Origin of the sequence: Pandoraea aquatica (genome assembly GCF_902459565.1) — a bacterium.
Lineage (GTDB): Bacteria > Pseudomonadota > Gammaproteobacteria > Burkholderiales > Burkholderiaceae > Pandoraea > Pandoraea aquatica.
In genome coordinates this window covers 595,109-621,528 of sequence record NZ_CABPSN010000001.1, presented here as the reverse complement: position 1 = coordinate 621,528, position 26,420 = coordinate 595,109, and the positions used below count along the sequence as shown (strand labels likewise).

General features: G+C 65.2%; 19 protein-coding genes. 14 read left to right on the top strand and 5 right to left on the bottom strand.

The genetic code is table 11. The annotated features are described in order from the left end of the window. Nucleotides 1–169: 169 nt before the first annotated feature. The 6 genes from astD (at nt 170) to PAQ31011_RS02560 (ending at nt 5,121) form a co-directional block, all read left to right on the top strand. Nucleotides 170–1,651 carry a succinylglutamate-semialdehyde dehydrogenase gene (gene astD / locus PAQ31011_RS02585; protein WP_150574334.1) on the top strand — a complete coding sequence of 494 codons (1,482 nt, stop codon included), beginning with the start codon at nt 170–172 and terminating at the stop codon, nt 1,649–1,651. An 83-nt stretch (nt 1,652–1,734) separates the two neighbouring features. Further along, on the top strand, nt 1,735–3,099 hold the full coding sequence (gene astB, locus PAQ31011_RS02580; protein ID WP_150574333.1) for an N-succinylarginine dihydrolase: 1,365 nt from the start codon (nt 1,735–1,737) through the stop codon (nt 3,097–3,099). A gap of 62 nt (nt 3,100–3,161) precedes the next feature. Further along, complete coding sequence (locus tag PAQ31011_RS02575) at nt 3,162–3,728, top strand: NADPH-dependent FMN reductase (RefSeq protein WP_150574332.1); 567 nt, start codon at nt 3,162–3,164, stop codon at nt 3,726–3,728. Between the two features lie 201 nt (nt 3,729–3,929). After that, nucleotides 3,930–4,223: a DUF1488 family protein gene (locus tag PAQ31011_RS02570; protein ID WP_039403045.1), complete on the top strand. Its 294-nt coding sequence runs from the start codon at nt 3,930–3,932 to the stop codon at nt 4,221–4,223. A gap of 280 nt (nt 4,224–4,503) precedes the next feature. Beyond that, a complete protein-coding gene (locus tag PAQ31011_RS02565) occupies nt 4,504–4,713 on the top strand; it encodes a DUF2964 family protein (protein ID WP_150574331.1) in 210 nt (69 codons plus the stop codon). A 216-nt stretch (nt 4,714–4,929) separates the two neighbouring features. After that, nucleotides 4,930–5,121: a DUF2964 family protein gene (locus tag PAQ31011_RS02560; RefSeq protein ID WP_150574330.1), complete on the top strand. Its 192-nt coding sequence runs from the start codon at nt 4,930–4,932 to the stop codon at nt 5,119–5,121. Between the two features lie 42 nt (nt 5,122–5,163). On the opposite strand, the gene PAQ31011_RS02555 is transcribed toward PAQ31011_RS02560, so the two are convergent. Then, on the bottom strand, nt 5,164–5,913 hold the full coding sequence (locus tag PAQ31011_RS02555) for a class I SAM-dependent methyltransferase (RefSeq protein ID WP_150574329.1): 750 nt from the start codon (nt 5,911–5,913) through the stop codon (nt 5,164–5,166). A gap of 250 nt (nt 5,914–6,163) precedes the next feature. Between PAQ31011_RS02555 and PAQ31011_RS02550 the strand changes: the two genes are divergently transcribed. Continuing rightward, nucleotides 6,164–7,462 (top strand): TIGR03862 family flavoprotein, encoded by a 1,299-nt coding sequence (locus PAQ31011_RS02550; protein WP_150574328.1) that lies wholly within the window; start codon nt 6,164–6,166, stop codon nt 7,460–7,462. A gap of 80 nt (nt 7,463–7,542) precedes the next feature. On the opposite strand, the gene PAQ31011_RS02545 is transcribed toward PAQ31011_RS02550, so the two are convergent. From PAQ31011_RS02545 to PAQ31011_RS02530, 4 genes are all read right to left on the bottom strand, one after another. Further along, nucleotides 7,543–8,703, bottom strand: coding sequence for a methyltransferase (locus PAQ31011_RS02545; protein WP_150574327.1), 1,161 nt, complete (start codon nt 8,701–8,703; stop codon nt 7,543–7,545). Nucleotides 8,704–8,821: 118 nt separating this feature from the next. Continuing rightward, complete coding sequence (locus tag PAQ31011_RS02540) at nt 8,822–10,774, bottom strand: FUSC family protein (RefSeq protein ID WP_150574326.1); 1,953 nt, start codon at nt 10,772–10,774, stop codon at nt 8,822–8,824. 22 nt (nt 10,775–10,796) lie between these two features. Continuing rightward, a complete protein-coding gene (locus PAQ31011_RS02535; protein ID WP_150574325.1) occupies nt 10,797–11,447 on the bottom strand; it encodes an HAD-IB family hydrolase in 651 nt (216 codons plus the stop codon). A gap of 6 nt (nt 11,448–11,453) precedes the next feature. Then, nucleotides 11,454–11,831, bottom strand: coding sequence for a hypothetical protein (locus tag PAQ31011_RS02530; protein WP_150574324.1), 378 nt, complete (start codon nt 11,829–11,831; stop codon nt 11,454–11,456). A gap of 553 nt (nt 11,832–12,384) precedes the next feature. Here PAQ31011_RS02530 and bcsB point away from each other — a divergent pair. From bcsB to PAQ31011_RS02495, 7 genes are all read left to right on the top strand, one after another. Next, complete coding sequence (gene bcsB / locus PAQ31011_RS02525) at nt 12,385–14,733, top strand: cellulose biosynthesis cyclic di-GMP-binding regulatory protein BcsB (RefSeq protein WP_174989886.1); 2,349 nt, start codon at nt 12,385–12,387, stop codon at nt 14,731–14,733. Continuing rightward, nucleotides 14,734–15,984, top strand: a complete 1,251-nt coding sequence (bcsZ, locus tag PAQ31011_RS02520) for a cellulose synthase complex periplasmic endoglucanase BcsZ (RefSeq protein ID WP_174989884.1) — start codon at nt 14,734–14,736, stop codon at nt 15,982–15,984. A gap of 14 nt (nt 15,985–15,998) precedes the next feature. Beyond that, nucleotides 15,999–19,823, top strand: coding sequence for a cellulose synthase subunit BcsC-related outer membrane protein (locus PAQ31011_RS02515; protein WP_150574322.1), 3,825 nt, complete (start codon nt 15,999–16,001; stop codon nt 19,821–19,823). 80 nt (nt 19,824–19,903) lie between these two features. Beyond that, nucleotides 19,904–20,692, top strand: coding sequence for a cellulose synthase operon protein YhjQ/BcsQ (locus PAQ31011_RS02510; RefSeq protein WP_150574321.1), 789 nt, complete (start codon nt 19,904–19,906; stop codon nt 20,690–20,692). Next, complete coding sequence (bcsA, locus tag PAQ31011_RS02505; RefSeq protein WP_150574320.1) at nt 20,689–23,373, top strand: UDP-forming cellulose synthase catalytic subunit; 2,685 nt, start codon at nt 20,689–20,691, stop codon at nt 23,371–23,373. Before PAQ31011_RS02510 ends, bcsA begins: the two co-directional genes overlap by 4 nt. Before the next feature lie 75 nt (nt 23,374–23,448). Beyond that, nucleotides 23,449–25,089, top strand: coding sequence for a cellulose biosynthesis protein BcsG (gene bcsG / locus PAQ31011_RS02500; RefSeq protein ID WP_150574319.1), 1,641 nt, complete (start codon nt 23,449–23,451; stop codon nt 25,087–25,089). 127 nt (nt 25,090–25,216) lie between these two features. Then, nucleotides 25,217–26,215 carry an aldo/keto reductase gene (locus tag PAQ31011_RS02495; RefSeq protein ID WP_150574318.1) on the top strand — a complete coding sequence of 333 codons (999 nt, stop codon included), beginning with the start codon at nt 25,217–25,219 and terminating at the stop codon, nt 26,213–26,215. Nucleotides 26,216–26,420 lie beyond the last annotated feature (205 nt).

Below are 26,420 nucleotides of genomic sequence, written 5' to 3'. Positions count from 1 at the left end.
TATTCTATGCGTGTCCATGGCGTGACTGTCATGTGACGTCGCGCATACCCGGGGACAAGCGTTTGCCGCCGCATCCAACGGCTGCGCATTGTTCCGTCTGTCGAATCCGTGTCATCATGGTCCGCATCGCACGCCGCATCATCGGGCGTGGCCTCCGGGATTGCGACTCATGACCGATCTGTACATCGAAGGTGTCTGGCGTGCTGGCAACGGTGCGCAATTCCGCTCTCTCGATCCGATGTCGGGTGACGTCGTCTGGCGTGGGCATGCCGCCGATGCTGCCGACGTCGATGCAGCCGTCAAGGCGGCGCGTCGTGCCCAACGCGACTGGGCGCGGCTAGGCGTCGATGCGCGTCTGGCCGTGTTGCAACGCTTCGCGGCTATCGTCACAGCGAGCACGGAAACACTGGCGGACGCCATCGGCCGCGAGACCGGCAAGCCGCTCTGGGAAGCACGCACCGAGGTCGCAACGATGTCGGCCAAAGTGGTCAACTCGGCGAGGGCTTATCAGGAGCGAACCGGCGAGCGCCGCAGTCCCGTCGCCGACGGCGAAAGTGCCGTGCGGCACCGCGCCCACGGCGTAATGGCCGTCTTCGGTCCGTACAATTTTCCCGGACATCTCCCCAACGGACACATCGTGCCAGCGCTTCTCGCAGGCAATACCGTGGTGTTCAAGCCGAGCGAACTGGCACCCGGCGTCGCACAGCGCACGCTGGCATGCTGGATCGAAGCCGGCTTGCCGCCGGGTGTTCTCAATCTTGTGCAAGGTGCGCGCGACACTGGTGTTGCGCTGGCCGCGCACGACGATATCGACGGTGTGTGCTTCACCGGCAGTTCCGCCACGGGGCGCGCCCTCCACCAACAATTCGCGGGCCGGCCGGACAAGATGCTTGCGCTGGAGATGGGGGGCAATAATCCGTTGATCGTCGACACGCCGGCGAACATCGATGCGGCAGTACACGTCGCCGTTCAGTCGGCCTTTCTATCCGCCGGACAGCGATGCACCTGCGCGCGTCGGTTGCTGGTACCCAAAGGCGGGCAGGGCGATGCATTCATCGAGCGGTTGGTGTCCGTCACGCAACGTATCAGCGTCGGACGCTACGACGCCGAACCGCAGCCGTTCATGGGCGCGGTGGTGTCGTTGCAGGCCGCACGACGCATGACGGCCGCACAGGCCGACTTGTTGGGGATGGGGGCGCGTGCCATCTTGCCGCTGTCCCAGCCCGATGGTCGCTCGGCATTGTTGACGCCGGGTCTGATCGACGTGACCGCCCTTGTTGAACGCGATGCGTTACCCGACGAGGAGTACTTCGGGCCGTTGCTTCAGGTGTTGCGTTATGACACGTTCGACGACGCCATCCAGCTCGCGAACCGCACCCGTTATGGACTTGCCGCCGGGTTACTGTCCGACGATCCCGCACGATACGAACAGTTTCTCGCCGAGATACGGGCGGGCGTCGTCAACTGGAACCGTCCGACGACAGGAGCGGCGGGGGCCGCGCCGTTCGGTGGTGTGGGGGCGTCGGGCAATCATCGGCCAAGTGCCTGGTACGCCGCCGATTACTGCGCGTACCCGATAGCGTCGATGGAGGCCGAACGCGCGGTGATGCCGGAGCGACTGAGTCCGGGACTGGATTTTGGCACGGCCTGATTCGGGCACAATGCCGCAGATTGCTGTACGCAGTGCCGTAGGATATACGTCTCCGGGTTTGGGTTTTTCTCTCAGGATTTCACATGACGCGTTTTGCCCTCGAAGCCAACTTCGACGGATTGGTCGGCCCCACGCATAACTACGCGGGTTTGTCGTTTGGCAATGTGGCGTCGGCTAACAACGCCAATCGGGTGTCGAACCCGCGCGAGGCCGCGTTGCAGGGGCTTGCCAAGATGAAGGCGCTGGCCGACATGGGCTATGCGCAGGGCGTGTTGCCGCCGCAAGAGCGTCCGTCGGTTGCGTTGTTGCGCACGCTCGGGTTTTCGGGGGACGACGGCACCGTCATCCGCGAGGTCGCCCGCAGTGCGCCGGCGTTGTTGGGGGCTGCCTGTTCGGCGGCAAGTATGTGGACGGCCAATGCCGCCACCGTTAGTCCGTCGGCCGACACGTCCGACGCCCGCGTGCACTTCACCGCAGCGAACCTTTGCAGCAAGCTGCATCGCGCCATCGAGCACGAAACCACGTCGCGCGTGCTGCGTGCCGCGTTTCCCGACGAGGCTCGCTTTGCCCATCATGATGCTTTGCCCGGCTGGCCGTCGCTCGGCGATGAAGGTGCCGCCAACCACACGCGGCTGTGCGGCGCGTACGGCGAGCGCGGCGTCGAATTCTTCGTCTACGGTCGCGACGACCTCGCCACCGCCGCAGCGCCCCGGCGCTTTCCTGCGCGTCAAACGCTGCAAGCGAGTCAGGCCATCGCTCGCCTGCACGGGTTGAACGAGGCAGATGTCGTCTTCGCCCAGCAACATCCCGACGCCATCGACGCAGGCGTCTTCCATAACGACGTGATCGCGGTAGGCAACGGCAACGTGCTGTTCTGCCATGCGCAGGCGTTCCTCGATCAGGCCGCCGTGCTGGCCACACTGCGCGAGCGGCTGGCCACGCAGGGCACGTCGCTCGAAGTCGTCGAGGTCTCGGCGGCCGACGTGTCGATGGAAGACACCGTCGGCAGTTACCTTTTCAACAGCCAGTTGCTGGCACGCTCGCCGAAGGCGGGCGGCGGCATGCGGCTGGTTGTGCCACAGGAATGCCGCGAGCGCCCGGCCGTATGGCGTTATCTGGAGTCGCTGGTCGCCAGCGGCGGGCCGATTCGCGAGCTGCACGTCTTCGATTTGCGCGAAAGCATGCGTAACGGCGGCGGGCCCGCGTGTCTGCGGCTGCGCGTGGTGCTCACCGACGAGGAGCGTCAGGCGACGCACGCGGGGCTGTGGATGGACGACGCACGTTACGCCACGTTGACCGATTGGGTGAAACGTCACTACCGCGACCGGCTAGCGGTGGCCGATCTGGCCGATCCGGCGTTGCTGAACGAGTGCCGCACCGCGCTTGACGAACTCACGCAACTGCTCGGTCTCGGCAGCAGCCTGTACCCCTTCCAACGCGTGTCCTGAGCCGCACCGAGCATCACGCCACCGTCAACCCATTCCGCTTTGCAACGAAAGGAGTCGATTCGATGACGACGATCATTGGTTTGTCCGGCAGCCTGCGCAAGGGCTCTTACAACACGGCCTTGCTGATGGCAGCCAAGGCGGTAGCACCGGCGGGCGTCACGTTAGACGTCAGAACGCTTCACGGCATTCCGCTATATGACGGCGATCTGGAAGCGAGCGACGGGATTCCGTCGGCTGTGACGACGCTCAAGGACGCCATTGCACAGGCCGACGGCCTGCTGCTCGCGACGCCCGAGTACAACAACGGCATGCCGGGCGTGTTCAAGAATGCACTGGATTGGCTATCGCGTCCGCCGGCGGATAGTGCGCGGGTGTTCCGCGACAAGCCGGTGGCGATCATGGGCGCATCGCCCGGTGGCTTCGGCACCATCCTCAGCCAGAACGCCTGGTTGCCGGTGCTACATACGTTGCAAACCACGCCGTGGTGGCAGGGGCGGTTGATGGTGTCGCACGCGAACAAGGCCGTCGACGCGGACGGCAATCTTGTTGACGACGCCGTGCGTCAGCAACTGCGGGATTTTGTCGCAGGCTTCGTTGAGTTTCTCGGTCGGCGCAACGTCGCTGGTTGAGTTACTTGTTGGTAATCATGAGCTTGCGATGATTAATTAACGCTAAATGTCGAAATTCGAGTGATCCGGAACCTTCCCCAATCGATCGTGACGAACCGATAAGCGATGCAATTTTCCGATCGTTCAGCGATGCACTATGCTGGATGGAACGTGTCGGCCGACACGTCGATTGCGTCCTTTCGTCAACCCGGGGGTGCCGCCATGCAGATCGAGTTTCCGGATCACCGTCCCATGTTCAATTACGAAGAGCTGACGATCGAGTTTGCTGTCGTCGTCAATGGTCGGCCGATCGATTGTGCCGTCTCCGCCGAAGCGCTGGAATCCCACTTCCACGCCCACTCGGCACGCGCCGACGACCTGCTTCACGCGTTCGAACACGGCCGCAGCCGCATCCATGCCCTCACGCGCGAATATCTGGCGATGGGACTTCCCGGTCCCGTCCTGCTACGTAGCGGGCATTTCCGCTGGGCGCAAAGTCAGAGCGCGCGTCGCTAAGCGACCGCCGAGCGACAGTTGAGCAACTGCCCGCCAGGCAGCCTTCTTCCCATGAGGTGAAGGTGGGGTTCGGCGGGCTGCCTCATGGCCGAAAACGACCACAAAGAGCCGTGATATTGACGCGCATCAAACCCCGGATGGTTAGGCATACGACTCAATTGGCGAGTCATGGCGTTCGGCGTACACTGGTGTTGCCGCAAGAAGTTACGAAGCAAACCGATGTAGCGAACTGACGAAGCTTCGCGCGCGGCACCATTGCCGATAACTATAAGGAGTCGCTATGGGCTCGGAATTTCGCGTCGTCATCGCCTCGATTGCGGCCTTCATGACGCTTGGCGGGGCATTCGCCACCATCCACGGTTTGCTCTACGACAAAACCCACGTCATGCATGGCGGGGTGATCACAGTGATGTTCGGCATCTTGTTTGTCGTTGTGATGCTCACCCCCTGGCCGCGCGACAGCGAGGCCGAGACCAAGTCAAAGTCCTGACTTCCGATATTTTCGCTGCACGAAGGCCGGGCCGTATAAGCACGGCTTACCGTTTGCGAAACGGCGTCCTACACTGAAATCGAGGGACGCCGTCGAAGCCATCCGAAGTTCGCGCGGCCCCGGCATGCGCCGATGTGGCGTCGCCGCCGGTCTCGTGAAATCTCGTGATTGAAGCATTGGCTTCGCAACGGGCGTGGCCTCGTTGCGAGGTGCCGTATGTGCTCCGATACCCGCGTCTGCATTGCCTCCATCGCCGCGTTCGTGATGCTGGGCGGCATTTTCGCCACAATCCACGGTTTGCTCTTCAACCTGCCCGAGGTGTCCCGCTACGGCGTGGCCGCCGTACTGGCGGGGGCGACGTGCACCGCCACGATGCTGATTCCGTGGGGTGCGCGCGACGAATCGTGACGATTCAACTGAGCGTGGCCTGCGCCCAAACCCGCACCCAATTTATCGCGCGGGCTTCTCCAGCCGTGCCCGCAGACACATGAACGCGGGGGCCAGGGATAGCTCGTCATAGAGCCGGGGGCTGACGGCTTTCATCTCCGGCAGCGGGAGCGGCTCGACCATGTGTTCGAGCTGCCAGCCAGCCGCGGCGGCGGCGTTGAGAATGCCTGCCAGCGGACGACGGTAAGACTCCACAAAGGGCTTCGGCTCGCCGAACCCACTCCAGTACATACCGAAGCGTGTGATTTCGAAGTAGCTGCGGTTGCGTCGCGTGCGCTCGTCGAGCCAGTCGCGCATGGGGTGTCCCATCGACCAGACCAGCGTTGCGCCGGGTTTGGCGACGCGTGCGAATTCACGGAACGTAGGCCCGAGGTCTTCCACGTAATCGAGTGCGAGGGCGCTGACGATCGCGTCGAAGCTGTCGTCAGCGAGTGTGCCGAACGGCGTGCCGAGATCCTGCACGTCGAAGTCGGCGGTCATGTCCTGACAGCGTTTGCGCGCAAGCTCGATCATTTCGGGCGTCACGTCGATGCCATGGACGGTCGCCCCTTGCTCGACAAGCCATGCGCTGTTGATGCCCGGTCCGCAGCCCGCATCGAGCACGTGCAGACCCGTGACGTCGCCCAGCAACTGGCGTGTGGCAGGGCGCTCGTACAGCGCGTTGTGCGGTTTGGTGACGGCAATCTCGGCGTAACGTTCGGCGAAACTGGCGTAAGCGGTACGTCCCATCGACGACGGTTCGGATGACGACATGCGCGACTCCACGTTTGAACGTCCTGAGCATGAACGACGCGCATGCACTGGCAACGGTTGCCGGACAGGCGTGTCGATGGCGACAGGACGGATGAAAAATGCGGGGGGAGCGATTGTAACGCCAACGCGTCGAAAGTGCGCTCTTGCGTCACATCGACAGGGCTTTTGACGTCGCCATACGTCACCGATGTGGGACAATAACGGCCTTCGGCGCGTGGGTTTCCCGCGCCGGTTTTCCTCCTATTCCAGCATGCCCCCATTGAACGCACTCCATTCCGCATCCGACGATCCGAACGCTGCACCGACCGACACCATCGATGTTGTCGATGTGGCGGTGATCGGCGCGGGACCGGCCGGTCTGATGGCGGCCGAAGTGCTGTCGGCAGCGGGCTGGCGCGTGGACGTGTACGACGCCATGCCCTCGGTCGGGCGCAAGTTCCTGATGGCGGGCAAGGGCGGCATGAACCTCACGCATAGCGAATCCGCCGAGCCGTTCGTGGCGCGCTACGGCAAGCGCGCCGGGGCTGTCGGTCAGTGGTTGCGTCGCTTCAGCGCGGACGACGTGCGTTCGTGGTCTCACCGCTTGGGGGTCGACACGTTCGTGGGCACGTCCGGTCGAGTGTTTCCCGTCGACATGAAAGCGGCACCTTTGTTGCGCGCGTGGCTATCGCGCCTGCGCGCGACGGGGGTGCGTCTGCACGTGCGGCATCGCTGGCTAGGGTGGGACGAGAACGCCGCTGCGGGGCCGAATCATCTGCGCTTTGCTACGCCGTCCGGCGAGCGTCAGGTCCGTGCGAAAGCGGTGGTGCTCACACTTGGCGGAGCGAGCTGGCCGCAACTGGGCTCGGACGCCGCGTGGGTGCCGTCACTACGCGAGCACGGTGTTAGCGTCGCACCGCTGATTCCGGCGAATGCGGGCTTCGAGGCGGACTGGACGCCGCACATGCGCGAGCGCTTCGCGGGTCATCCCGTGAAGTCCGTCACGATGACCTTGCCCGATGGCACCACGCGGCAGGGCGAATTCGTGATCTCCGAACACGGTATCGAAGGCAGTCTCGTCTATGCGATGTGCGCGCCGATTCGCGATGCCATCCGGTCGAGCGGCAGCGCGCAGGTCTATCTGGACTTGCTGCCGGACTGGAGCGCAGAGCGCGTGGCGGGTGAAGTGGCGCGTCCGCGCGGGTCACGTTCGATGGCGAGCCACTTGCAGAGTCGTTTGGGTATCGCGGGCGTGAAGGCGGCACTGCTGCGCGAATGCTTGTCTCGCGAGACGTTCAACGATCCCGCTTCGCTGGCCGTAGGCATCAAGCGTTTGCCGCTGACGTTGCTCAGGGTCCGGCCGATTGCCGAAGTCATCAGCAGCGCCGGTGGTGTGTCGCTGGAATCACTGGATGCCCACCTGATGGTGAAGGCTTTGCCCGGCGTGTTCTGCGCAGGCGAGATGCTGGACTGGGAGGCACCCACTGGCGGCTATCTGCTGACGGCCTGCTTTGCGAGCGCCTGTGTCGCGGGCGATGGCGCGGCCGCTTACCTTGAAGCGCACCGCTGATCCGATGTTCACCGACGGCGTTCGCCGTCGGATCTTCTTGGATCACTTACGAGTCATGCACCAGTCATGCGTCCCCGAGCTTAGGCGGGACGCACACCCAGACGCCACAGCGACGTTACTTCGGCGCGTCGGGCTGCATGCAAAGGATCGTTGGCGTCGGCCGCCTTCGGGTGATTCGCGCGCACGTCGTGACGCGCCTGCACCACGAGCCCCGCACCGTGAATCCACGACAGCAGCGTCTCACGCGTGCGCAAGCCCAGATGCTCGGCGAGATCGGACATCACCAGCCAGCCTTCGCCGCCCGGGCTCAGGTGCGCAGCGAGCCCGTTCAGGAAGCCTTTGAGCATCTGGCTGTCCGGATCGTAGATGGCGTGCTCGATAGGCGCGTTGGCCTTCGCCGGCAGCCACGGCGGGTTACAAACGATCAGCGGTGCCTTGCCTTCCGGGAACAGGTCGGCGTCGACGATCTTCACCGAGCGGTCGTAACCAAGACGCGTCATGTTCTCCCGCGCGCAGGCCAGTGCGCGGGCGTCGCGGTCGGTGCCGATGACCTGCTGAACGCCACGACGGGCGAGCAGCGCAGCAATTACGCCCGTACCCGTGCCGACGTCGAAAGCGAGCGACGTGGCGGGCAGCGGCGCCTGATCGATCAGTTGGAGATACTCGCCGCGCACGGGCGAGAACACGCCGTACCACGGGTGGATGGAAGCCCCCAGTGCCGGGATCGCGACACCCTTCTTGCGCCACTCGTGCGCACCGATCAGACCGAGAATTTCACGCAGCGAGGCGACCGAGGCGTTAGCGTCCGGTGCGCCCCATGCTTCGGTGCAGGCTTCACGAACTTCCGGCGCGCGACGCAGCGGGATGCCGTAGTCGGCGTCCAGCGGGATCAACACCATGCCGAGAATGCGCGCACGTTGCGCCTGTGCCATGCGGTGCTTGTGGAACGCGTCGGCCGGACTTGGGGCCGGGGCATCCTTGGCAGCCGGTTTGCGACGCGGGCGATGCGGCGGACGGTCCACGCGACGTGCCATCGCTTGCATCAGCTGACGTGCGTTCTGGTAATCGCCGCGATAGAGCAGAGCGGTGCCGCCGCAGGCGAGTTGATAGGCTTCGTCGGCCGTCACGGTGTCGTCGACGACTTCGACGCGACGCGGCGGCGTGACGCCGGCTTCTGAGCGCCAGCGGGCGGTGACGGGGCGACCGTCTTCGGTCCAGTCTAGCGTCGGGGTATTGTTCATGCGAGGTCTTCTGAAAGGCGTGGCGGCACACCGTGGGCGCGCCGTAAGCCCGCATTATGCCTGCGTTGGCACGTGTCCGGGCCGAAAGCCGGCCGAGAGCGAACCGAAAGCCGGTCTTTCAGTCGGATTTGTCCGGTGCGCCGAAGAGCATGCCGATGGCCTCACGCAGCACGCGGTCGAGGATCGGGTCGACGCCGTCGATGGGCCCGTCGGGCAGCACGGGCACGGGGCCACCATGACGCAACGCCGCGGCCATGTGCGTGAGAATCGCCGCGCCGGGATGCACCGGCGCATCGTGATCATCCCCATGCGGGACGGTGTCGGTGATCGCATTCGCCACGCGTTCCATCGACACCAGCGCCGGCCACCAACGCGCGGCGCGTCGGCTCACCAGCGGCGGTTCGGACAGCGCCCGCTGCAAGGCGACGCGTGTGTCGTCCAGTGCCTTGTATGCCGCGCGTCGCGCCGCAAACGCCGCGTCGGCGTCATGCGTGTCCGCCAGGGCCGCGTAACGGCCAAGCGCATCGAGCGCGTTCGCGACCCGCTCGTCCAGTTGACGGCGCTCCCACTTCGCCCACGGCAGATAGCCGACGAGCAGCACAATGGCGCAGGCCGCGACAGCATCGATGAAGCGCGCCAGCGCAATGTCCTGATTGCCCGGCTGCAACGCCCCCATCACCAGCATCAGAATCGGCAGGAGCAACGCGCTGAACAGCCCGTAGTTCCGTCGCAAAGCCCACGGTAAGCACGCCGCCAGCGGTATCAGCGTGACGAGATTGAACCACCCGTTGCGGTCGATGGCGACGACGGCCGCCGACACGGCCACGCCGACGATACTGCCCACACCGCTTTGCAACGCGCGTGCAAACACGGAGCCGTAGTTCGGCTTGAAGATGACCACGACGATCAGCGGCACCCAGTACGAGCGCGGCAGCGCCGTCACGGCGATGAAGATCTGCGCGACGAGCACGCACAAACCAATGCGCACGAGGTAACGCCAGACGTCCGGCCACGGCCATTTGGGCATCCATCTCGGATGCACGGCGGCGCGCGCCTGATGACGGGCCAGTGCCACAAGCGGGGCTTCGGACGCATGCACGACGCCGGTGAGCAGCGGTTCGGAGCGATGCAAGGCGGCAGCCAGCGTCGGTGCGTCGTTCTCCTTGGCTGCCGAGACGGCGGTGTCGAGCGCCACTGGCCGGTCCCGCGCAATGCTGCGTGCCACACCATAGAGCGCTTTGCCCAGCGGCGCGGGCACTGGCTGTCCGCTCTGCACCAGCCCGATCACGGCTGACGTAATCGGCTCGGCGGCAAGGATCTGCGCGGCGCGGCGCTCCAGCACTTCCCAGCCGCTCGACGTGCTCGCCCGTGCGGTGAGCAAGGTGTCGTAAGCGGCGGCAATGGCGTTTTCGAGCGAGCGTCGGGCCAGTCTCACGCGCGGCGTGCCGCTCGCGTCGAGCACGTTCGCCAGTTGTTGGTAGATGGCCGCGACGGCATCGCGCTCGGCCGCGCCGGGGTGCCGGAACCAATGCACGGCCATGAGCAGCATGCTGAAGATGCCGCCGGCGGCGAGCAGCAACGGCGCGCGCCATTCGGGCGGCGGCAGCGCCAGACCCCAGCCGACGATCAAGTAGACCGCGCCCTGCAACGTCGCGGCGGACGCCACGTTGCCGAACGTGCCGATGAAGCTGAAGAGCAGGATGGCGATTTGCAGCAGCACGTGGGCCAGCCACGGATGGGTCTCGCCTACGCTGTGGATCAGCATCCCGGCATGAAAGCCGAGCACGCCCGTCACGATAGTGATCAGGATGGAGCGGGCGCGCGAGCGGTAAGGGCCGGTGCGGTCACCGGTGATGGCGGGCAGTGCGCCGAGCGCGATGAGCGACGCGTCGGCGCCGTAGCCGATGGCAGCACCGATGGCCGTCGGGACGGCGACGGACAGGGCGGCGTGAACGGCGTCCCAGCGCGAGAATGCCACCGGCTCCAGACGTGCCAGGCGCGACATCCATGCGACGCGGCGTCCCGGCGGCGGCAATTCAGGGGGCGGCGGTGTCGGCGGCGTGGGCGTCATCGCGATGCAAGCGCTCCGGCACTCACAGGGCGCGCGCAGGGGCGTCGGCGTCGGTGAGCGGCATCAGCTTGCCCTGACCCCGGATCCACGCATGGTCTGCGCGCTCGGCCATTTCCTTGTCGCCCCGGCTGTCGCCATAAGCGAAGAGCACACGCGGCGGCGTGTTGCCCCACCACGCTTCGAGGCGTCGCACCTTTTCGGGGCCCCAGCAGTTCGGCTGGGCGAAGGTCCCGGCGAAGCGATCCTGTGCATCGAAGGCCAGTTCGGTACTGAGCACGGTCTCAAAACCGACGCTTGCCGCCCACGGACGCAGATACAGGCCGGGTGAAGCGCTCACGAGCACGATTCGGTGCCCTAGCGCCCGGTGCTGACGCACGCGCGCGAGCATCTCGGGACGGAGCAGGCTGGGCAACTGATGTGCGATGAATTCTTGTGCGTCCGCTTCGAGTTGCGTTCGGGAGCGTCCCGCGAAGACCGCGCGCAGGAACGCCGCTTTGGCCGTGCCCCGGTCGATGAATTTCAGGGCAGCCCCGATCAGCCAGGGCGACGCGAGCAATGCGCCCGTGACGAAGCGCGGTGTGCCGACGGTGCGGCGCACGAACACGCGCAGGCTATCGGTGGTGGAAATGGTCCCGTCGAAATCGAACGCGGCGACGATGGAAGCGTCTCGCATGCGGGGTCAGCTCGTCCGGCTTGAATGCTTCGAAGATCGAGAGAGTGGCGAGGCCGATGCAGCGCCTGCGCGGGCGTTCGCGACGGCCACCAGATGCGGCCACTGTTCGCTGGCCTGCTCGCTCGCGACGATGGCCTGCTCGTCGCGGTAGTGGGGCAGCACGTCGGTACCGACGACTTCCCGCAACCGGTCGATATCCGACGGATAACGGCGCTCGATCATCGCATCGGCGGCATGCTCTGCCGCGTGCCCATCTGCGTGCTGATCCGCGGCTTCAGCCACGGGAAGGCTGGCACCAGGGGCGGCGACAGACCCAGCCGCATGTTCGACCATGCGCGCGTCGGACGGGCCGGCAGCGGAGGAGGAGAGTTCGGTCTGGCTCATGCCGGGCATTCTATACGGTGCGTCGCACACAGGGCAATTCCCATGCCGGCCGGTCGACCGATGTACCCGCCGCACGACACTTGAAGGCTAGGGTCTGTTCACATTGATACGGGCTCGTGTTGCCCGGCCAAAGGGGCGAGCGCAAGGAATGAGCCGAAGCGAATATCGGTAATATTCGTGAGGATCATGACGCCGCGATCGCCCCTTTGGGTGGACAACCCGAAGGGAACGTGCCCTACCGGCCGTCTGGCGGCGTTGCCCGCAGCTTGCTTGGGGCGACCAAGCTGCGCTGCGAGCGCCTTGCCAGCCAGCCGGTAGAACACGTTCACGAGCCCGTATTAATGTGAACAGACCCTAACGTCTGCTTGCTCACTCCCACCGAGGCAAGCTAGCATGGCGCAACGTGCCATTTCCAGACACATGAACTGCGCTGTCCCGCCGGACCTCGGCAATCTTCGGATTGCGTGACGACGTGATGTGACGTCGGGTCAATGGGGCGTCGTTTGTGTGGATGTGGCGAACATGCAGCGCAAGAACAGACGAGGCATCACACATGCAGCTTCGAGCGTCTTGGTCGCGTTACACGAAGGTCTCAGCCATCTGTCTGCTGGTTGCCGCAGCGATGGACCCCGGTGGTGTCATGCTTGCGGGAGCAGCGCCCACCGGAGGCCGAACAGGCAAAGCACCGGCACCGGCCGCCGCACCGGAAGTCGCCTCTGGCGCGAGTGCGGCAGCGGATGTGTCCGGCGCAACGGCGGCGGTCATCGCGCCTGTGCCCGGCACCAGTCAGCGCACCGTCACGTTCGCCCAACTGGGGCAGACGAACGGGCTGCGTCTGCGCGGCACCGAGGGGTCGGGCGACGTCAACTTCGGAATCCGACTCGATCAGTCGGTCGCATCGGCCTTGCTCCGATTGCGCTACACCTATTCCCCCGCGCTAATTCCCGATCTCTCGCAGCTCAAGGTTTATCTGAACGAAGAGCTGATCGCGACGTTGCCGTTCAACAAGCAGGACGGCGGCAAGAATCTCGTGCGCGACATTCCGCTCGACGCGCGCATGCTCTCGGGCTTCAATCGTGTGCGTCTCGTGCTCATCGGGCATTACACGATGGAGTGCGAAGATCCGATGCATTCGAGCCTGTGGGCCGATATCAGCCCGCAGAGCGAGATCGTCACGAGCACGCAGCCGCTCACGCTGCGCAACGATCTGTCGACGCTGCCCGCGCCGTTCTTCGACCGTCACGACAACCGCGATCAGTCCGTGCCGTTCGTGTTCGGCGCGCCGCCGTCGCTGGCGGTGGTCCACGCCGCGGGCGTGGTGGCGACATGGGCGGGCGCGATTGGCGACTACCGTCGTACGCGCTTCCCGGTCAGCGTGAATGCGTTCCCGTCCAAGCATGGCATTGCGTTCGTGACGAACGACACGATGCTGCCCGGCCTCGATCTGCCCAAGGTCGATGCGCCGACGTTGCGCATGGTGTCGAATCCGAACGATCCGTCGCTCAAGCTGTTGGTGATTCAGGGGCGCGACGCCAAGGATCTGGAGACGGCTGCGCTGGCGCTGGTGTCGGGCCGGGCGGCGCTCTCGGGCGACGCGACGCGCATCGCCGAGCTTCAGCAATTGCCGCCGCGTCCGGCCTACGACGCGCCGCGCTGGGTGCGCACCGACCGCCCGGTGAAGCTGGGTGAGCTGGTCGACAACCCGAGTGACTTACAGGCGAACGGTTATATGCCGTGGCCGATCCGCATCCAACTGAATCTCCCGGCCGATTTGCTGACGTGGCAAAACACCGGCGTGCCGATGGATCTGAAGTATCGCTACACGCCGCCGGTCAAGCCGGACGACTCGTCGATGAGCGTGTCGATCAACGACCAGTTCGTGCGCGCCTATCGTCTGCGTTCGGCGGGTGCGAGCAGCGACAAGAGCCATATGCTCGTCGAACTGCTGTCCGACGGCACGATGGCCGATCGTAAGGAAGTGCGCATCCCGGCGTTCCAGGTCGCTTCGCGCAACTCGCTGTCGTTCCAGTTCGCGATGGAGCCGCACAAGGAGGGCATGTGCAGCCAGACCATCACCAATGCGGCGCGCTCGGCCATCGACGCCGATTCGACCATCGACTTCAGCGACCTGCCGCATTACGCCGAGCTGCCGAATCTGAGCTTCTTCGCGGGCAGCGGTTTCCCGTTCACCAAGTACGCCGACCTTGCACAGACGGCTGTCGTGATGTCGAAGACGCCGGACAAGGCGGAGCTGGAAACGGTGTTCTCGGCGCTCGGTCAGTTCGGCCGCTCCACCGGCGTGTATGCCGATCGCTTCGAAGTGCTCGATACCACGCAGACGGACCGCTTCAAGGATCGCGACCTGCTGGTCGTCGGCGGTAAAGACGCCGCGGATCTGCTGACCAAGTGGGGCAAGAACCTGCCGCTCGTGATCGACCAGACGCGTCGCGTTATGCAGGCTGAGCCTCAGGGCTACCGAGGTGACGGCGCGACCGGCTCTGCGCTCGCAGCCAGCCGCATCGGCCCGCAGCGCATGGACGCGGTCTCGCAAGGCCCGCTGGCGGCGCTGGTCGGCTTCGAGTCGCCGGTGAGCAGTTCGCGCTCGGTGGTGGCGATCAACGCGTCGAGCGACGACGGACTGCTGAGCGTGGTCGATGCCATCGACACACAGGGCAATGCGATCCACGGTGATCTGGCTGTCGTCAACGGCGACCGCACGGCGTCGTACCGATTGGGCAAGACGTACTTCGTGGGCGACGTGAGCTGGTGGACACGCATTCGTTACCACCTCTCGAGTCATCCGATTCTGGTCGGTCTCGTCGCGTTGCTTGCGGCGTTCGCGATAGCGCTCAAGTGTTTCGGCTGGTTGCAGCGTCGCGCCGCGCGTCGACTGGAGAAGTAAATGACACGCGCCGATGCTGACAGACGGCGCCGTCGGGCCGTGCTGCGGGCGCTGGTCGCCTGTGGTGCGGGGCCGGCGCTTGCTGGTCTCACGCCCGTCGCGCATGCCGCTCCCGCTGCGGCAGCGAAGCCATCAGGCGCATCTGCGCCGGGGGCTACGCCAGCCGCCGGTGGCAAGGCGTGCCCGCCGGTAGACTGGCCCGCGTGGACGCATTTCAAGACCGGCTTTCTGAGCGACGATGGCCGTGTGGTCGATCACAGCATGGCCGACCAGCGCACCGTCTCCGAGGGGCAGGCGTACGCACTGACGTTCGCCGTCATCGCCAACGATCGCGCCGCCTTCGACAAAGTCCTCGACTGGACGATCAACAATCTCGCACAGGGCGACCTCACGGCGCATCTGCCCGCCTGGCTATGGGGCAAGAAGGATGACGGTCAGTGGGGCGTGCTCGACAGCAATCCGGCGAGTGATGCCGATATGTGGATCGCCTATGCGCTGGGCGAGGCGGGACGTCTCTGGAACGTGCGTCGCTATACGGCGCTTGGCGCGCTCGTCGCCCGCCGCATTGCGTCGGAAGAAACCGACTTCATCCCCGGACTCGGGCGCACGCTGTTGCCCGCGCCCGTGGGCTTCCATCCGGCCAAAGACCTTTGGCGTCTTAATCCCAGCTACCTACCGATGCAAGTCGTGCGTCGTCTGGCGGGGCTCTTTCCCGAGAGCGGTTGGGGACAATTGATTGCGTCCTCCCTCAAGCAGATTACGTTGACGGCGCCGCCGCTGGGCTTCGCGCCGGAATGGGCGATGTATCGCGCGGGACGCGGTTTCGACATCGATCCCGAGACGCAGGGCGAGGGCAGTTACAACGCCATTCGCGTCTACCTGTGGGCGGGCATGCTCGCCCCGGGGAGCGACGATTTTCGGGCACTGATGAACACCTTCCCCGGCATGCTGAAGTACGTGGGTGCGCATGGCGCGCCGCCCGAGCGGGTGAACACGCGCGACGGCACGGCGAAGCAAGACGGCGGGTCAGGGTTCTCGGCGGCGCTCGTGCCGCTGCTACAAGCCGTCGGCGATACCGCGCTCGCACGGGGGCAAGCTGACCGCGCCCGTTCGCTGGACGCCCAGTCGCCTCCCGGCTACTACAGTTCCGTGCTCTCGCTGTTCGGACTGGGATGGCATGAAGCGCGATTCCGCTTTGCGGCTGACGGCACGTTGCTGGTGCCCTGGGAGGCGGTTTGCGCGACACGTTGATCCGCTCCGCATGCATGACGTGCCTGCTGATGGCCGCAGGCGGTGGGCACGTGCGTGCTGCGCCTGCGCCTGCAAACCCCGCGGCCAAGCCGACCGTCGCCGCAAACCGCGACGTCAGCAACCTGCTCTCGAGCGCGACGCTGTGGCATTCGCGTCATCGCAACGATCTCGCGCGCGCCGCGCTGGAAAAGGCGTTGCTCGTGCAGCCGGAGCAACCGGACGTCCTGTCGTTGCTCGGCCAGATCGACATCGAAGAGAACAAACCAGCGGAAGCAAACAAGGCGTTGCAGACGCTGCGCGCGCGCTATCCGAACGCCCCGGCGACGAAAGCGCTGGCCGATGTGATTCGCATCAACACCGTCGACAAATCTCGTATCGCCCGTGCGCGGCTGCTGCAACGCAGCGGTCAGGCGGATGCCGCGTTCGCAGAATACAAGGCGTTGTTCCCAGACGGTCCACCCAGTGGCGATCTCGGCGTCGAGTACTACCGGGCGCAGGCCAACGCCACCAACGGCTGGCCTGCGGCGCAGCAGGGGCTGGCAAATTTGTCGAAGGTATCGCCCGAGGATTCGCGTGCGTCGCAGTCGCTGGCGGAGCTGATGATCGACCGGCCGTCGAGCCGTCTGGCGGGCACGCGGATGGTGGCCGATCTGGCGGCGCGTCCGAACGCCGACCTGAACGCCTTGCTGCCGCTCTGGCAAAAGGGGCTTTCCAAGGCCGACGGCAATCTCGCATGGCTGCCGCTCTATCAGCGCTACCTCGCGCTCGCACCGAACGACGCCGACATCCGTGCCGGCTACGATAAGCTGAACGCCCAGCAGGCCGCGCGCACGCGCATGCTCAACGATCCCGCATACAAGTCGCGTCAGGCGGGCATCAAGGCGCTGGATCAGGGGCGTCTGGGCGATGCCGAGAAGTCGCTCGATGCCGCGCGCGTCAAGCGTCCCAACGATGGCGAACTGCTCGGCTCGCTGGGGCTGGTGAAGATGCGTCAGGGGGATCACAAAGGCGCGCAGGAACTGTTCGCGCAGGCGTTGCGAAAGGACCCCGATAACGCGGGCAAATGGCGTGGCCTGCTAAAGACGTCGCAATTCTGGGGCGCGATGTCGCAGGCGCGCGACGCCCGTGACGCCGGACGTCTGGACGAAGCAGACCGCCTCGTGCGCGGAGCACTCGCCAGTGATCCAAACAATCCCGATGGATTGGCGCTGCTTGGCGACATTGCGCTGGACGACAAGCGCGATAAGGATGCCGAGCGGCTATTCCAGCAAGCACTGAAGATCGAGCCGGACAACGACACGGCGCTGCGCGGCATGATCACGCTGTATTCGCGTCAGCAACGCCGCACGGAGCTGGCGAACCTGCTGGGCGATCTGCGGCGTCGTTTTCCGCAGGACAAAGCACGCTTCGACAAGGCCGAAGCGGCGGCGCTATCAGACGACGCCGACCGTGCCATCGCCGAAGGTCACAACGGCCCCGCACTGGCCGCGCTGGAGCGTGCCGTCGCCCTCGATCCGGGCAATGCGTGGACGCGTTATTCGCTCGCCAGCCTCTATCGCAAACTCCGTCTGCCGCAGATCGGTCGCGAAGTGATGGCCGAGGGCATGCGTCAGCCAATGGAGGCCGACGACCGTGCGCAGATGCTCTACGCGCAGGCCATCTATCTCAATGTGATCGACGACGAAGCCGGTGCGCGCGAATCGCTTGCGCAGATTCCGGCGGCGAACGTCACGCCGTCGATCAAGCGCATGCAGACGACGCTGGCGATTCGCGACACGGCGCGTCTGGCGCGCGAGGCGCATGCGGCGGGCAACGAAGACGAGAGCGAACGCCGCTATGGCGAAGCCCTCGCGATGGCGGGCGACGATCCCGAGCTGATCGGCGAGGTCGCACGGGCACGCGTGTCGGCGGGGCAGCCCGATCAGGGACTAGCGCTCATGCGCAACTGGCTCGCGGCGCACGCCGACAAGCCGCAACCCGACGCGCAACTGCGCTACGCCGAGTTGCTCAGCACCGCCGAGCGCGACGAGGAACTGGGCACCTTCCTCGCGAGCATGGACCCGTCCACGCTCGGTGCCGATCAGCGCGACGAATGGCAGGATCTTCAGGACCGGCTGGCATTGCGTCAGGCGGACCGCGCCCGCGCGTTGGGCGACTTCGATACGGCGCAGCAAAAGCTCGAACCGTTGCTCTCGCGGCAGCCGCCGGACAAGCGTGCCCTGTCGACGCTGGGCGACATCTATTTCGACGAACGCCGTTTCGACGACGCCCGCAAGATCGCCGAAGACCAGATCCGGCAAGACCCGACGAATCAGGATGCGCGTCTGTCGCTCGTGCGCGTGCTCTACGAACAGCAGGACGACGAAGCAGCCAACCGCGAACTCGACCGTGCGCTCGCCGAAGCCTCGCCGGACGACGTCTGGACGCAACTCGCCGCCGTGCGGCGTCTGACCGCCATGGAGCGCTACGACGAAGCCATCGCGCTCAACGACCGGCTGCGCACGCAGTTCCCCGACACCTCGGCCGTCACCGTGCAGCGCGGGCGCATTGCCCAGTCGCAACGTCACTACAACGAAGCGAAGGGTTGGTACGACCAGGCGCGCAAAGAGGAGATCGTGCAGGGCGCGCTGCCGGGGTACGACGGTATGACGTCGGCCCAGTCGGCCATCGATTCGCTGGAGTCGCGCCGCAACAGCTACGTCGCGGCCGGTTACGAAATCGACCAGAAGAAGGGCGACGGTGGCATCTCGATGTTCAACGCCCGCGCAGTCCCGCTCTACGGTCAGTACGCCGTGGGTTACGACGGCCATGTCTTCGCGCAGACGGATTACGTCAGCGCCGATTCGGGCGACTTGCCGCTCAATGGCACGTCCGAGTTCGGCACGCTGCCGTTCCTGAACGTGCCGTCGTTCCGAGCGGCGAATCCCGGCGTGCTGAGCGACTACGGCACGAAGCGTCAGAAGGCGCACGGGCAGGCGCTCATGCTCGGCTATGAGAACGACTGGATTCGCGCCGATATCGGCCACACGCCGGTCGGCTTCCCGATTTCCTATGTGACGGGCGGCGTGCGACTGTTCGGCAATCTCGGGCGCTACAACTACTGGGTCGACGCGTCACGTCGACCGATGACTGGCAGCATGGTGTCCTACGCCGGTGCGTATCTGCCGTTGCCCGACGTGTTCGGCGACGGCAAGTGGGGCGGTGTGCGTCGCGACGCGATCACGTTCCACGCGTCGCGCGACTTCACGAAGTGGGGCATCTTCGGCGAGGCGAGCGTGGCGCGTCTCACGGGCGAGAACGTGCTGAACAACTCGGAAGTGTCGGCCCGCGCCGGTGTCGACCTGCCGCTGATCTACAAGCGCGATATGCGCCTGAATACCGGCCTTACGCTGTTCTTCGACAGCTTCGCGCAGAACGAGCGCTATTACACGTATGGTCATGGCGGTTACTACAGCCCGCAGACCTATGTGTCGCTCACACTGCCGCTCGAATGGTATGGACGCACGCAACGCTGGTCGTATTACCTGCGCGGCTCGGTGTCGTTCTCGCAGAGTCAGGAAAAGGCCATGCCGTACTTCCCGACGAACGGCGCGTTGCAGGCCGCGAGCGGCGATCTGACCTACGGCTCCGGCGGCGGCTTCGGCGTGGGCTTTTCCGTGACGGGACGCGCCGAGTACTGGGTCAATCGCCATTGGGTGATCGGCGGCCAGGTGCAGTTCGAGCGTTCCGACTACTACGCGCCGAATCGTTTCCTCGTCTACATGCGCTATCACTTCGACGCCCGCCGTGGCGACGTGCCGATGCCACCGTCGCCGGTTCGCCCGATCTGGAGTTACTGACATATGAGCGCTCGCGTCGATACCGAATTCATGATGACGGATGACGTCGTCCGGCCTGAGGCTTCGGCCGGGGAGGGTGCATGCTGACGCTTATCGCCATCGTTTCCACGGCCGGCGGCGCGGGGCGAAGCACCGTGACGGCCCATCTCGCTGCGCAGCTCGCCCACGCCGGACAGCCTGTCGCCGTGCTCGAACTCGACGCGCAGAACGCCATCGGTGCGCTGCTCGGACTGCAAGTGACGTGCGAGACAGGCGTGCTGTCGTCCGACGTGGCACCGGACGGCTGGCGCGCAGTGTTGCGCGAGACGCCCGCCGGGGTGCCGTTGTTACCTGCGGGCCGCACGAGCGTCGCTAATCTGTCTGCGATGGCGCAATGGTTGCAGGGCGATGTCGGTGGATTGCGTCGTCAGTTGATGTCCGTCGGCTTGCCTGAAGGCGCGCGGGTTCTCATCGACACGCAACGCCTGCCCGATGCCATCGCGCTGGCCGCCGTAGCGGCGGCGGATCTGGTGCTGGGTGTAGTGCCCGTGACGACGGCAGGCTATGTGACGCAACCGGACCTGATGACCGCGTGCGCCGGTCGCGTGCAGATCGTGCCGAACGTGGCGGCCGCCAATTCGTCGCTCAACAACGATCTGCTGAATCTGATTCAGGGACGTGGTGGCGACGCCGTCGTCCCCGTGCGCATTCATCGCGACATCGCCGTGGGCATGGCGGCGGCGAACGGTGTGACGCTTGCCAAAGCGGGCAACGGTTCGCAGGCCGCCCTCGACTTCATTCATCTCGAGGCGTGGTTGCAGCGCGCGACAGAAGTTGACGACGCAAACGCCGGCCCCGAAGGCAGCGCCAAGGGAGGCACTCGCCGATGATCAGCGACGCGCTGCGCTCCCTCTATCGGCTCGGACGCGACATCCTCGCGGTGCGTCTGGTCGTGCCGCATCGCCCGGACGGGCGTGCACCGGGCGTCATGCAGTGGATACTGGCGGCGACCGTGCGCTCGCCGCAGCACCGGTTGTGGATCTCGCAGATGTCGGATCATGTCGTGGCGCGTCTGGCCGTGCGGCTCGACGTCCGTCAGCTCGACCAATGGCGCGACTGGTGGCTTCGCGCCGTGTTTCAACCGGCGCGCGCCGGTCGTCCCGACTATCCGGGTCGAGCCTTCTCCTGGCTCAACGAACGTCTGACCCAACGGCTCGACGTGCCTGCCGATGCGGGCTTCTGGCAGGTCGTGGGGGCGATGTTGTGGCGCCGCGCCGACCGGCGTCCGGCATTTCCACCCTACACCGCATGGCTCGCGTTCCGACGAGGCAACGAGCGGCTGCGTCTGTGGCTCGTGCAGTCGCTCTTCGGCATTCCGCCCGATACACCGGCCGAACTCGCGCATAAGTTCGACCGCAAACTGGAAAAGGTCATGCAGTGGCGTGTGACGTCGACCATCGTTGCATTGCTGGGGTTGTTCGGCGTGTTCTGGATTGTCACCACGCCGTTCGATCCGTTCTCGCAGTTGCTGTTCTCGATCTGCACGCTCACGCTGGCGCTGGTGTTCCGCAGGCTCGACAGCCAGTACTCGGTGTTGGTGCTGATCGGCCTGTCGCTCACCTCGACGGTGCGTTACGTGTGGTGGCGTCTCACGCAGTCGCTCGCGTTCGACACCGTGGCGGAAGCCACCGTCGGCTACACGCTCGTCGCCGCCGAGATGTACACGTGGATGATTCTGCTGTTCGGTTACATCCAGACGATCTGGCCGTTACATCGCCGCATCACGCCGCTGCCGCCGGACACCCGCGAATGGCCGACCGTCGATGTCTACATCCCGACCTATAACGAGGGGCTGGATGTGGTGCGCCCGACTGTATATGCGGCATGCGGTATCGACTGGCCGCCCGAGAAGCTCAATATCTATCTGCTCGACGACGGACGCCGCGAGGAGATGCGCGAGTTCGCCGCGCAAGCCGGGGTGCATTACATGACGCGCCCCGACAATCGTCATGCGAAGGCGGGCAACATCAACCATGCGCTCGGCAAGACGCAGGGCGAGTTCATCGCGATCTTCGACTGCGATCACATTCCCGTGCGCTCGTTCCTGCAAACGACGATGGGGTCGTTCCTCAAGGACGAACGTTGCTCGCTCGTGCAGACGCCTCACCACTTCTTCTCAGACGACCCGTTCGAGCGCAACCTCGCCACACGCGGTGCGGTGCCGAACGAGGGGCGTCTGTTCTACGGGATCGTGCAGGACGGCAACGACTTCTGGAACGCTTCGTTCTTCTGCGGTTCGTGCGCGGTGCTGCGTCGCACGGCGCTCGACGAGGTGGGGGGCGTGGCCGTCGAGACGGTGACGGAAGACGCGCATACGGCGCTCAAGATGCACCGTCGCGGCTGGAACACGGTGTATCTCAAGGTCGTGCAGGCCGCAGGTCTGGCGACGGAATCGCTGTCGGGCCACGTGGGGCAACGCATTCGTTGGGCGCGCGGCATGGCGCAGATCTTCCGCGTCGACAATCCGCTGTTCGGACGCGGTCTGAAGCTCGGTCAGCGCATCTGCTACGCGAACGGCATGCTGCACTTCTTCTACGGCATTCCGCGCATCATCTTCCTGCTCGCACCGATCTGCTACCTGTTCTTCGGGCTGCATATCGTGCAGGCGGCAGCGTTAAGCATCTGTGCCTACGTGTTGCCGCATATCGCGCACGCGAACATCGCCAACTCACGCATTCAAGGGAAGTACCGCCACTCGTTCTGGTCGGATGTCTACGAAGCGGTGCTGGCGTGGTACGTCGCGCTGCCGACGACCGTCGCTTTCATCAACCCGCGTTACGGCAAGTTCAACGTGACCGCGAAGGGCGGGTTGATCGAACAGAGCTTCTTCGACTGGAGCATCTCGAAGCCGTATCTGGTGCTGCTCGGCTTTAACGTCGCGGGCTTTCTCGCGGGCATTCTGCGCTACTTCTACGGTCCCGCCCACGAGTCGGGTGCGTTGGTGTTCAACCTGCTCTGGGTGATGTTCAACCTCGCCGTGCTGGGCGCGGCGGTGGCCGTGGCGACGGAAGTGAAGCAGGTGCGACGCACGCACCGGGTGTCGATGCGCATGCCCGCCACGCTCTATCTGCCGGACGGCCGCACCGTGGCCTGTCACACCCGCGACTTCTCGGGCGGCGGGCTGGCGCTGGTGTTGCCGGTGGCGGTCGATCCGGCCGTGGGGACCGAGGCGCACGTGGCGCTCGCACGGGGCGCGACCGAGTACGGCTTCCCGGTGAGTGTCGTCGGTGCGCGCGGCAATCAGCTCTTCCTCGCGTTCATGCCGCTCACCGCCGAGCAGGACAAGCATCTCGTGCAGTTCACGTTCGGGCGTGCCGATGCCTGGCGCGACTGGGACGCCGAGCGCACGCGCGACGAACCGATCAAGGCGCTGTTCGAAATGCTGGCGATGGGGCTGCGAGGGTATCAGGTGCTGGCCAATTACCTGCTGAGCAAGCTGGTGACGCGCTGGCAGAACAGTCTGCGCGGGGCACGGCAGTCGTGGCGCGATACGACGGATACGCGCGTCTGAGTCGGCCCACGGACGAGACACAAAGACATAAGCGGGACGTGAGCCGGGGCGATCCGGCACCAAGGGAACCATACGATGGGCATCTGGAACCTCTATTTCATTCTGAAGCTGTTGCTGCTGTGGGCAGGCATCCTTGGCTTCCACGTGCTGCTGAACTTCGTCTTCGCGCTGTGCCTCGTGGTGCGCCTACGACCGCGCTGGGCGCGCATCACGCGACAGGTCATCGCCATCCCGGTCGGCGCGGCGCTGCTGTACTACGACTCGAATCTGCCGCCGTTCGGGCGCTTCATCGAGCAGTTGCCCGCGCTGTTGCAGTTCCGCTTCTCGTACATCATCGAGCTGCTCGGCCGCTTCGTGTCGGCACGCGACTGGCTGCTGCTCGCGATCATGGTGCTGGCGTACTGGATCGTGAACCGCTGGGTGCGCGTGACGACGTTCGTCCTGCTGGCCTTGCTGATCGTGCCGGGGGTGCTGCGCGTCGGCACGCTTGTGTCCGTCTCGCCGGTCGTGGCTGCGCAGGGCGACACCACGGCGCTGGCGTCCGGTGCCGCGACGGGGGCACCCGCAGCCGGTGCGGCCAGCGGCAGCAGCGAGTTCCTGACCGGCGACGGCGAGGTGCCACCGGGTGCGAACCCGAACGCGGCGCTCAACAGCTTCTATTCGCGCGAACTCACGCGCTCCGTCTCGTTGCCTGCGCAGGCGGGTGCGGGCCCCGATTACGACATCATCTTCCTGCACATCTGTTCGCTCGCGCAGGACGATCTCGACGTCGACAATCTCGACAACCTGCCGTTGCTCTCGAAGTTCGATTTCGTCTTCAAGAACTTCAACTCGGCGGCGAGTTACAGCGGCCCGGCAGCGATTCGTGTGCTGCGCGCCGGTTGCGGGCAGCCGGAACACAAGGCGCTGTACGACCCGGCAGGACCGCAGTGCTATGTCATGAGCGATCTGAAGAACCTCGGTTTCACGCCGACGCTCGCGATGAACCACGACGGTCACTTCGACAACTTCATGCAGGAAGTGCAACAGAACTTCAACGTGCAGGGCGTCACGCCCTTCGACAACACGCATGCCCGTGTGGCGATGCGCGCGTTCGACGAGACGCCGATCCGCTCGGACGGCGACGTGCTGCAATCGTGGTGGAAGCAACGCACGGCCATGCCGGACAAGCGTGTCGCGCTGTACTACAACACGATCTCGCTGCACGACGGCAACCGTCTCGAAGGCTCGAAGCTCAGCAGCGTGCAGAGCTACCCGTTGCGCGCTAAGACGATGTTCGACGACTTCGGCCAGTTCATCGACACGATTGCCAAGTCGGGACGTAAGGCCGTCGTCGTATTCGTGCCTGAGCACGGCGCAGCAATACGCGGCAGCAAGTTGCAGATCTCTGGCATGCGCGAGATCCCGTTGCCGGAGATTACGCACGTGCCGGTGGCGGTGAAGCTCGTCGGCTTCGGTGACGGCGCTGCCGCCTCGCACGGCACGCCGGTGACGATCTCGACACCCACGAGCTATCTGGCGATGATGACGCTCATCTCGCATCTGATCGCGAACAACCCGTTCGCGGGCACGCCGGATCTGGCGCAGTACGCCAACGATCTGCCGCAGACGGCCTTCGTGTCGGCGAATGAACAGACGACCGTCATGAAGTACGGCGGCAAGATGATGATCCGCGGCGCGGACGGTGTCTGGCTCGATCTGAAGTCGCTGGAATAACGTTTGATGCGCGTGCGCCGCGATAGCGTTGGGCGGCGCACGCGTTTTCCTGGAATCGCGCATACTGTGCACCTTGTCCGCGACGTCGGGCATCGCTATTCACCAGTACTTGCCTCCGGGAGTTACCGTGCAATACACGAAATTCGGCCGCACCGGCCTGACTGTTTCCCGCCTGTGCCTGGGCACCATGACGTTCGGTCTGCAAACCGAAGAAGCCGCCAGCCACGCCATTCTCGACCGCACCGCAGAGGCCGGCGTCAACTTCATCGATCTCGCCGACGTCTATCCGCTGGGGGCCGATAATTCGCTCGTCGGCCGTACCGAAGAAGTGGTGGGCCGCTGGCTCAAGGGCCGTCGCGATCAGTTCATCGTGGCGACGAAGGCCTGCGGTCAGATGGGGCCGTCCCCGTGGGACAAAGGCGCGTCGCGCAAGCACTTGCTGAGCGCCATCGACGCGTCGCTCAGCCGCATCGGCACCGATTACGTCGACCTGTATCAACTCCACTCGGACGACACCGACACGCCCATCGACGAGACGCTCGAAGCGCTCGACATCATCGTGAAGTCGGGCAAGGCCCGTTACGTCGGTGTGTCGAACTATCTCGCCTATCGTCTGGCCCGCGCATTGGGCCGCGCCGACGTGCTGCGCGTCGCGCGTTTCGTGTCGGTTCAGCCGCGCTATAACCTGCTGTTTCGCCAGATCGAACGTGAACTGCTGCCGCTGGCGAGCGAAGAAGGGCTGGCTGTCATCCCCTACAACCCGCTCGCAGGCGGCTTGCTGACCGGTAAGTATCGCCACGACGCTGCGCCGACCGAAGGGCGCTTCACGTCGGCCACCGTGGGCAAGGCAGGGGCGATGTACCAGCAACGCTACTGGCACGAACGCGAGTTCGAGACCATCGAAGCGCTCAAGGGCATTGCGAAGGACGCCGGCGAATCGCTCACGCGTCTGTCGCTCGCATGGGTGCTGTCGAACCCGACGGTGACCTCGGCGATCATCGGCGCGAGCCGCGTCGAGCAACTGACCGAGACGCTGGGCACCATCGACTACACGTTGCCGCCGGAACTCAAGGCCAAGCTCGACGACGCGTCGCATGCCTATCGCTGGGGCGACGCCGCACGCTGAGCCGTCGCCGCAAGCTTCGTCTCACCCTGACGCCACAGGCCCGCTATGCCGGGCCTGTGGCGTTTTTGCGTCGCGTCAAAGGAAGCGAAGTCCGATGCCCATTTCGGCCTGACAAGGCGCGAGGAGGGTGGCCTTTGCGCCCTATCGGGCGGTATAGTGGAAGCGTCGTGCAAGGTTCGTCAGATGAAACATGGGGATGGCCGGA

Coding starts and splice junctions, on each gene's coding strand:
- astB (WP_150574333.1), top strand. CDS start 1,735: ATGACGCGTTTTGCCCTCGAAGCCAACTTCGACGGATTGGTCGGCCCC.
- PAQ31011_RS02530 (WP_150574324.1), bottom strand. CDS start 11,831: ATGAGCCAGACCGAACTCTCCTCCTCCGCTGCCGGCCCGTCCGACGCG.
- PAQ31011_RS02555 (WP_150574329.1), bottom strand. CDS start 5,913: ATGTCGTCATCCGAACCGTCGTCGATGGGACGTACCGCTTACGCCAGT.
- PAQ31011_RS02560 (WP_150574330.1), top strand. CDS start 4,930: ATGTGCTCCGATACCCGCGTCTGCATTGCCTCCATCGCCGCGTTCGTG.
- PAQ31011_RS02550 (WP_150574328.1), top strand. CDS start 6,164: ATGCCCCCATTGAACGCACTCCATTCCGCATCCGACGATCCGAACGCT.
- PAQ31011_RS02565 (WP_150574331.1), top strand. CDS start 4,504: ATGGGCTCGGAATTTCGCGTCGTCATCGCCTCGATTGCGGCCTTCATG.
- bcsZ (WP_174989884.1), top strand. CDS start 14,734: ATGACACGCGCCGATGCTGACAGACGGCGCCGTCGGGCCGTGCTGCGG.
- PAQ31011_RS02545 (WP_150574327.1), bottom strand. CDS start 8,703: ATGAACAATACCCCGACGCTAGACTGGACCGAAGACGGTCGCCCCGTC.
- PAQ31011_RS02515 (WP_150574322.1), top strand. CDS start 15,999: ATGACGTGCCTGCTGATGGCCGCAGGCGGTGGGCACGTGCGTGCTGCG.
- astD (WP_150574334.1), top strand. CDS start 170: ATGACCGATCTGTACATCGAAGGTGTCTGGCGTGCTGGCAACGGTGCG.
- bcsB (WP_174989886.1), top strand. CDS start 12,385: ATGCAGCTTCGAGCGTCTTGGTCGCGTTACACGAAGGTCTCAGCCATC.
- PAQ31011_RS02540 (WP_150574326.1), bottom strand. CDS start 10,774: ATGACGCCCACGCCGCCGACACCGCCGCCCCCTGAATTGCCGCCGCCG.
- PAQ31011_RS02570 (WP_039403045.1), top strand. CDS start 3,930: ATGCAGATCGAGTTTCCGGATCACCGTCCCATGTTCAATTACGAAGAG.
- PAQ31011_RS02535 (WP_150574325.1), bottom strand. CDS start 11,447: ATGCGAGACGCTTCCATCGTCGCCGCGTTCGATTTCGACGGGACCATT.
- bcsG (WP_150574319.1), top strand. CDS start 23,449: ATGGGCATCTGGAACCTCTATTTCATTCTGAAGCTGTTGCTGCTGTGG.
- bcsA (WP_150574320.1), top strand. CDS start 20,689: ATGATCAGCGACGCGCTGCGCTCCCTCTATCGGCTCGGACGCGACATC.
- PAQ31011_RS02510 (WP_150574321.1), top strand. CDS start 19,904: ATGCTGACGCTTATCGCCATCGTTTCCACGGCCGGCGGCGCGGGGCGA.
- PAQ31011_RS02575 (WP_150574332.1), top strand. CDS start 3,162: ATGACGACGATCATTGGTTTGTCCGGCAGCCTGCGCAAGGGCTCTTAC.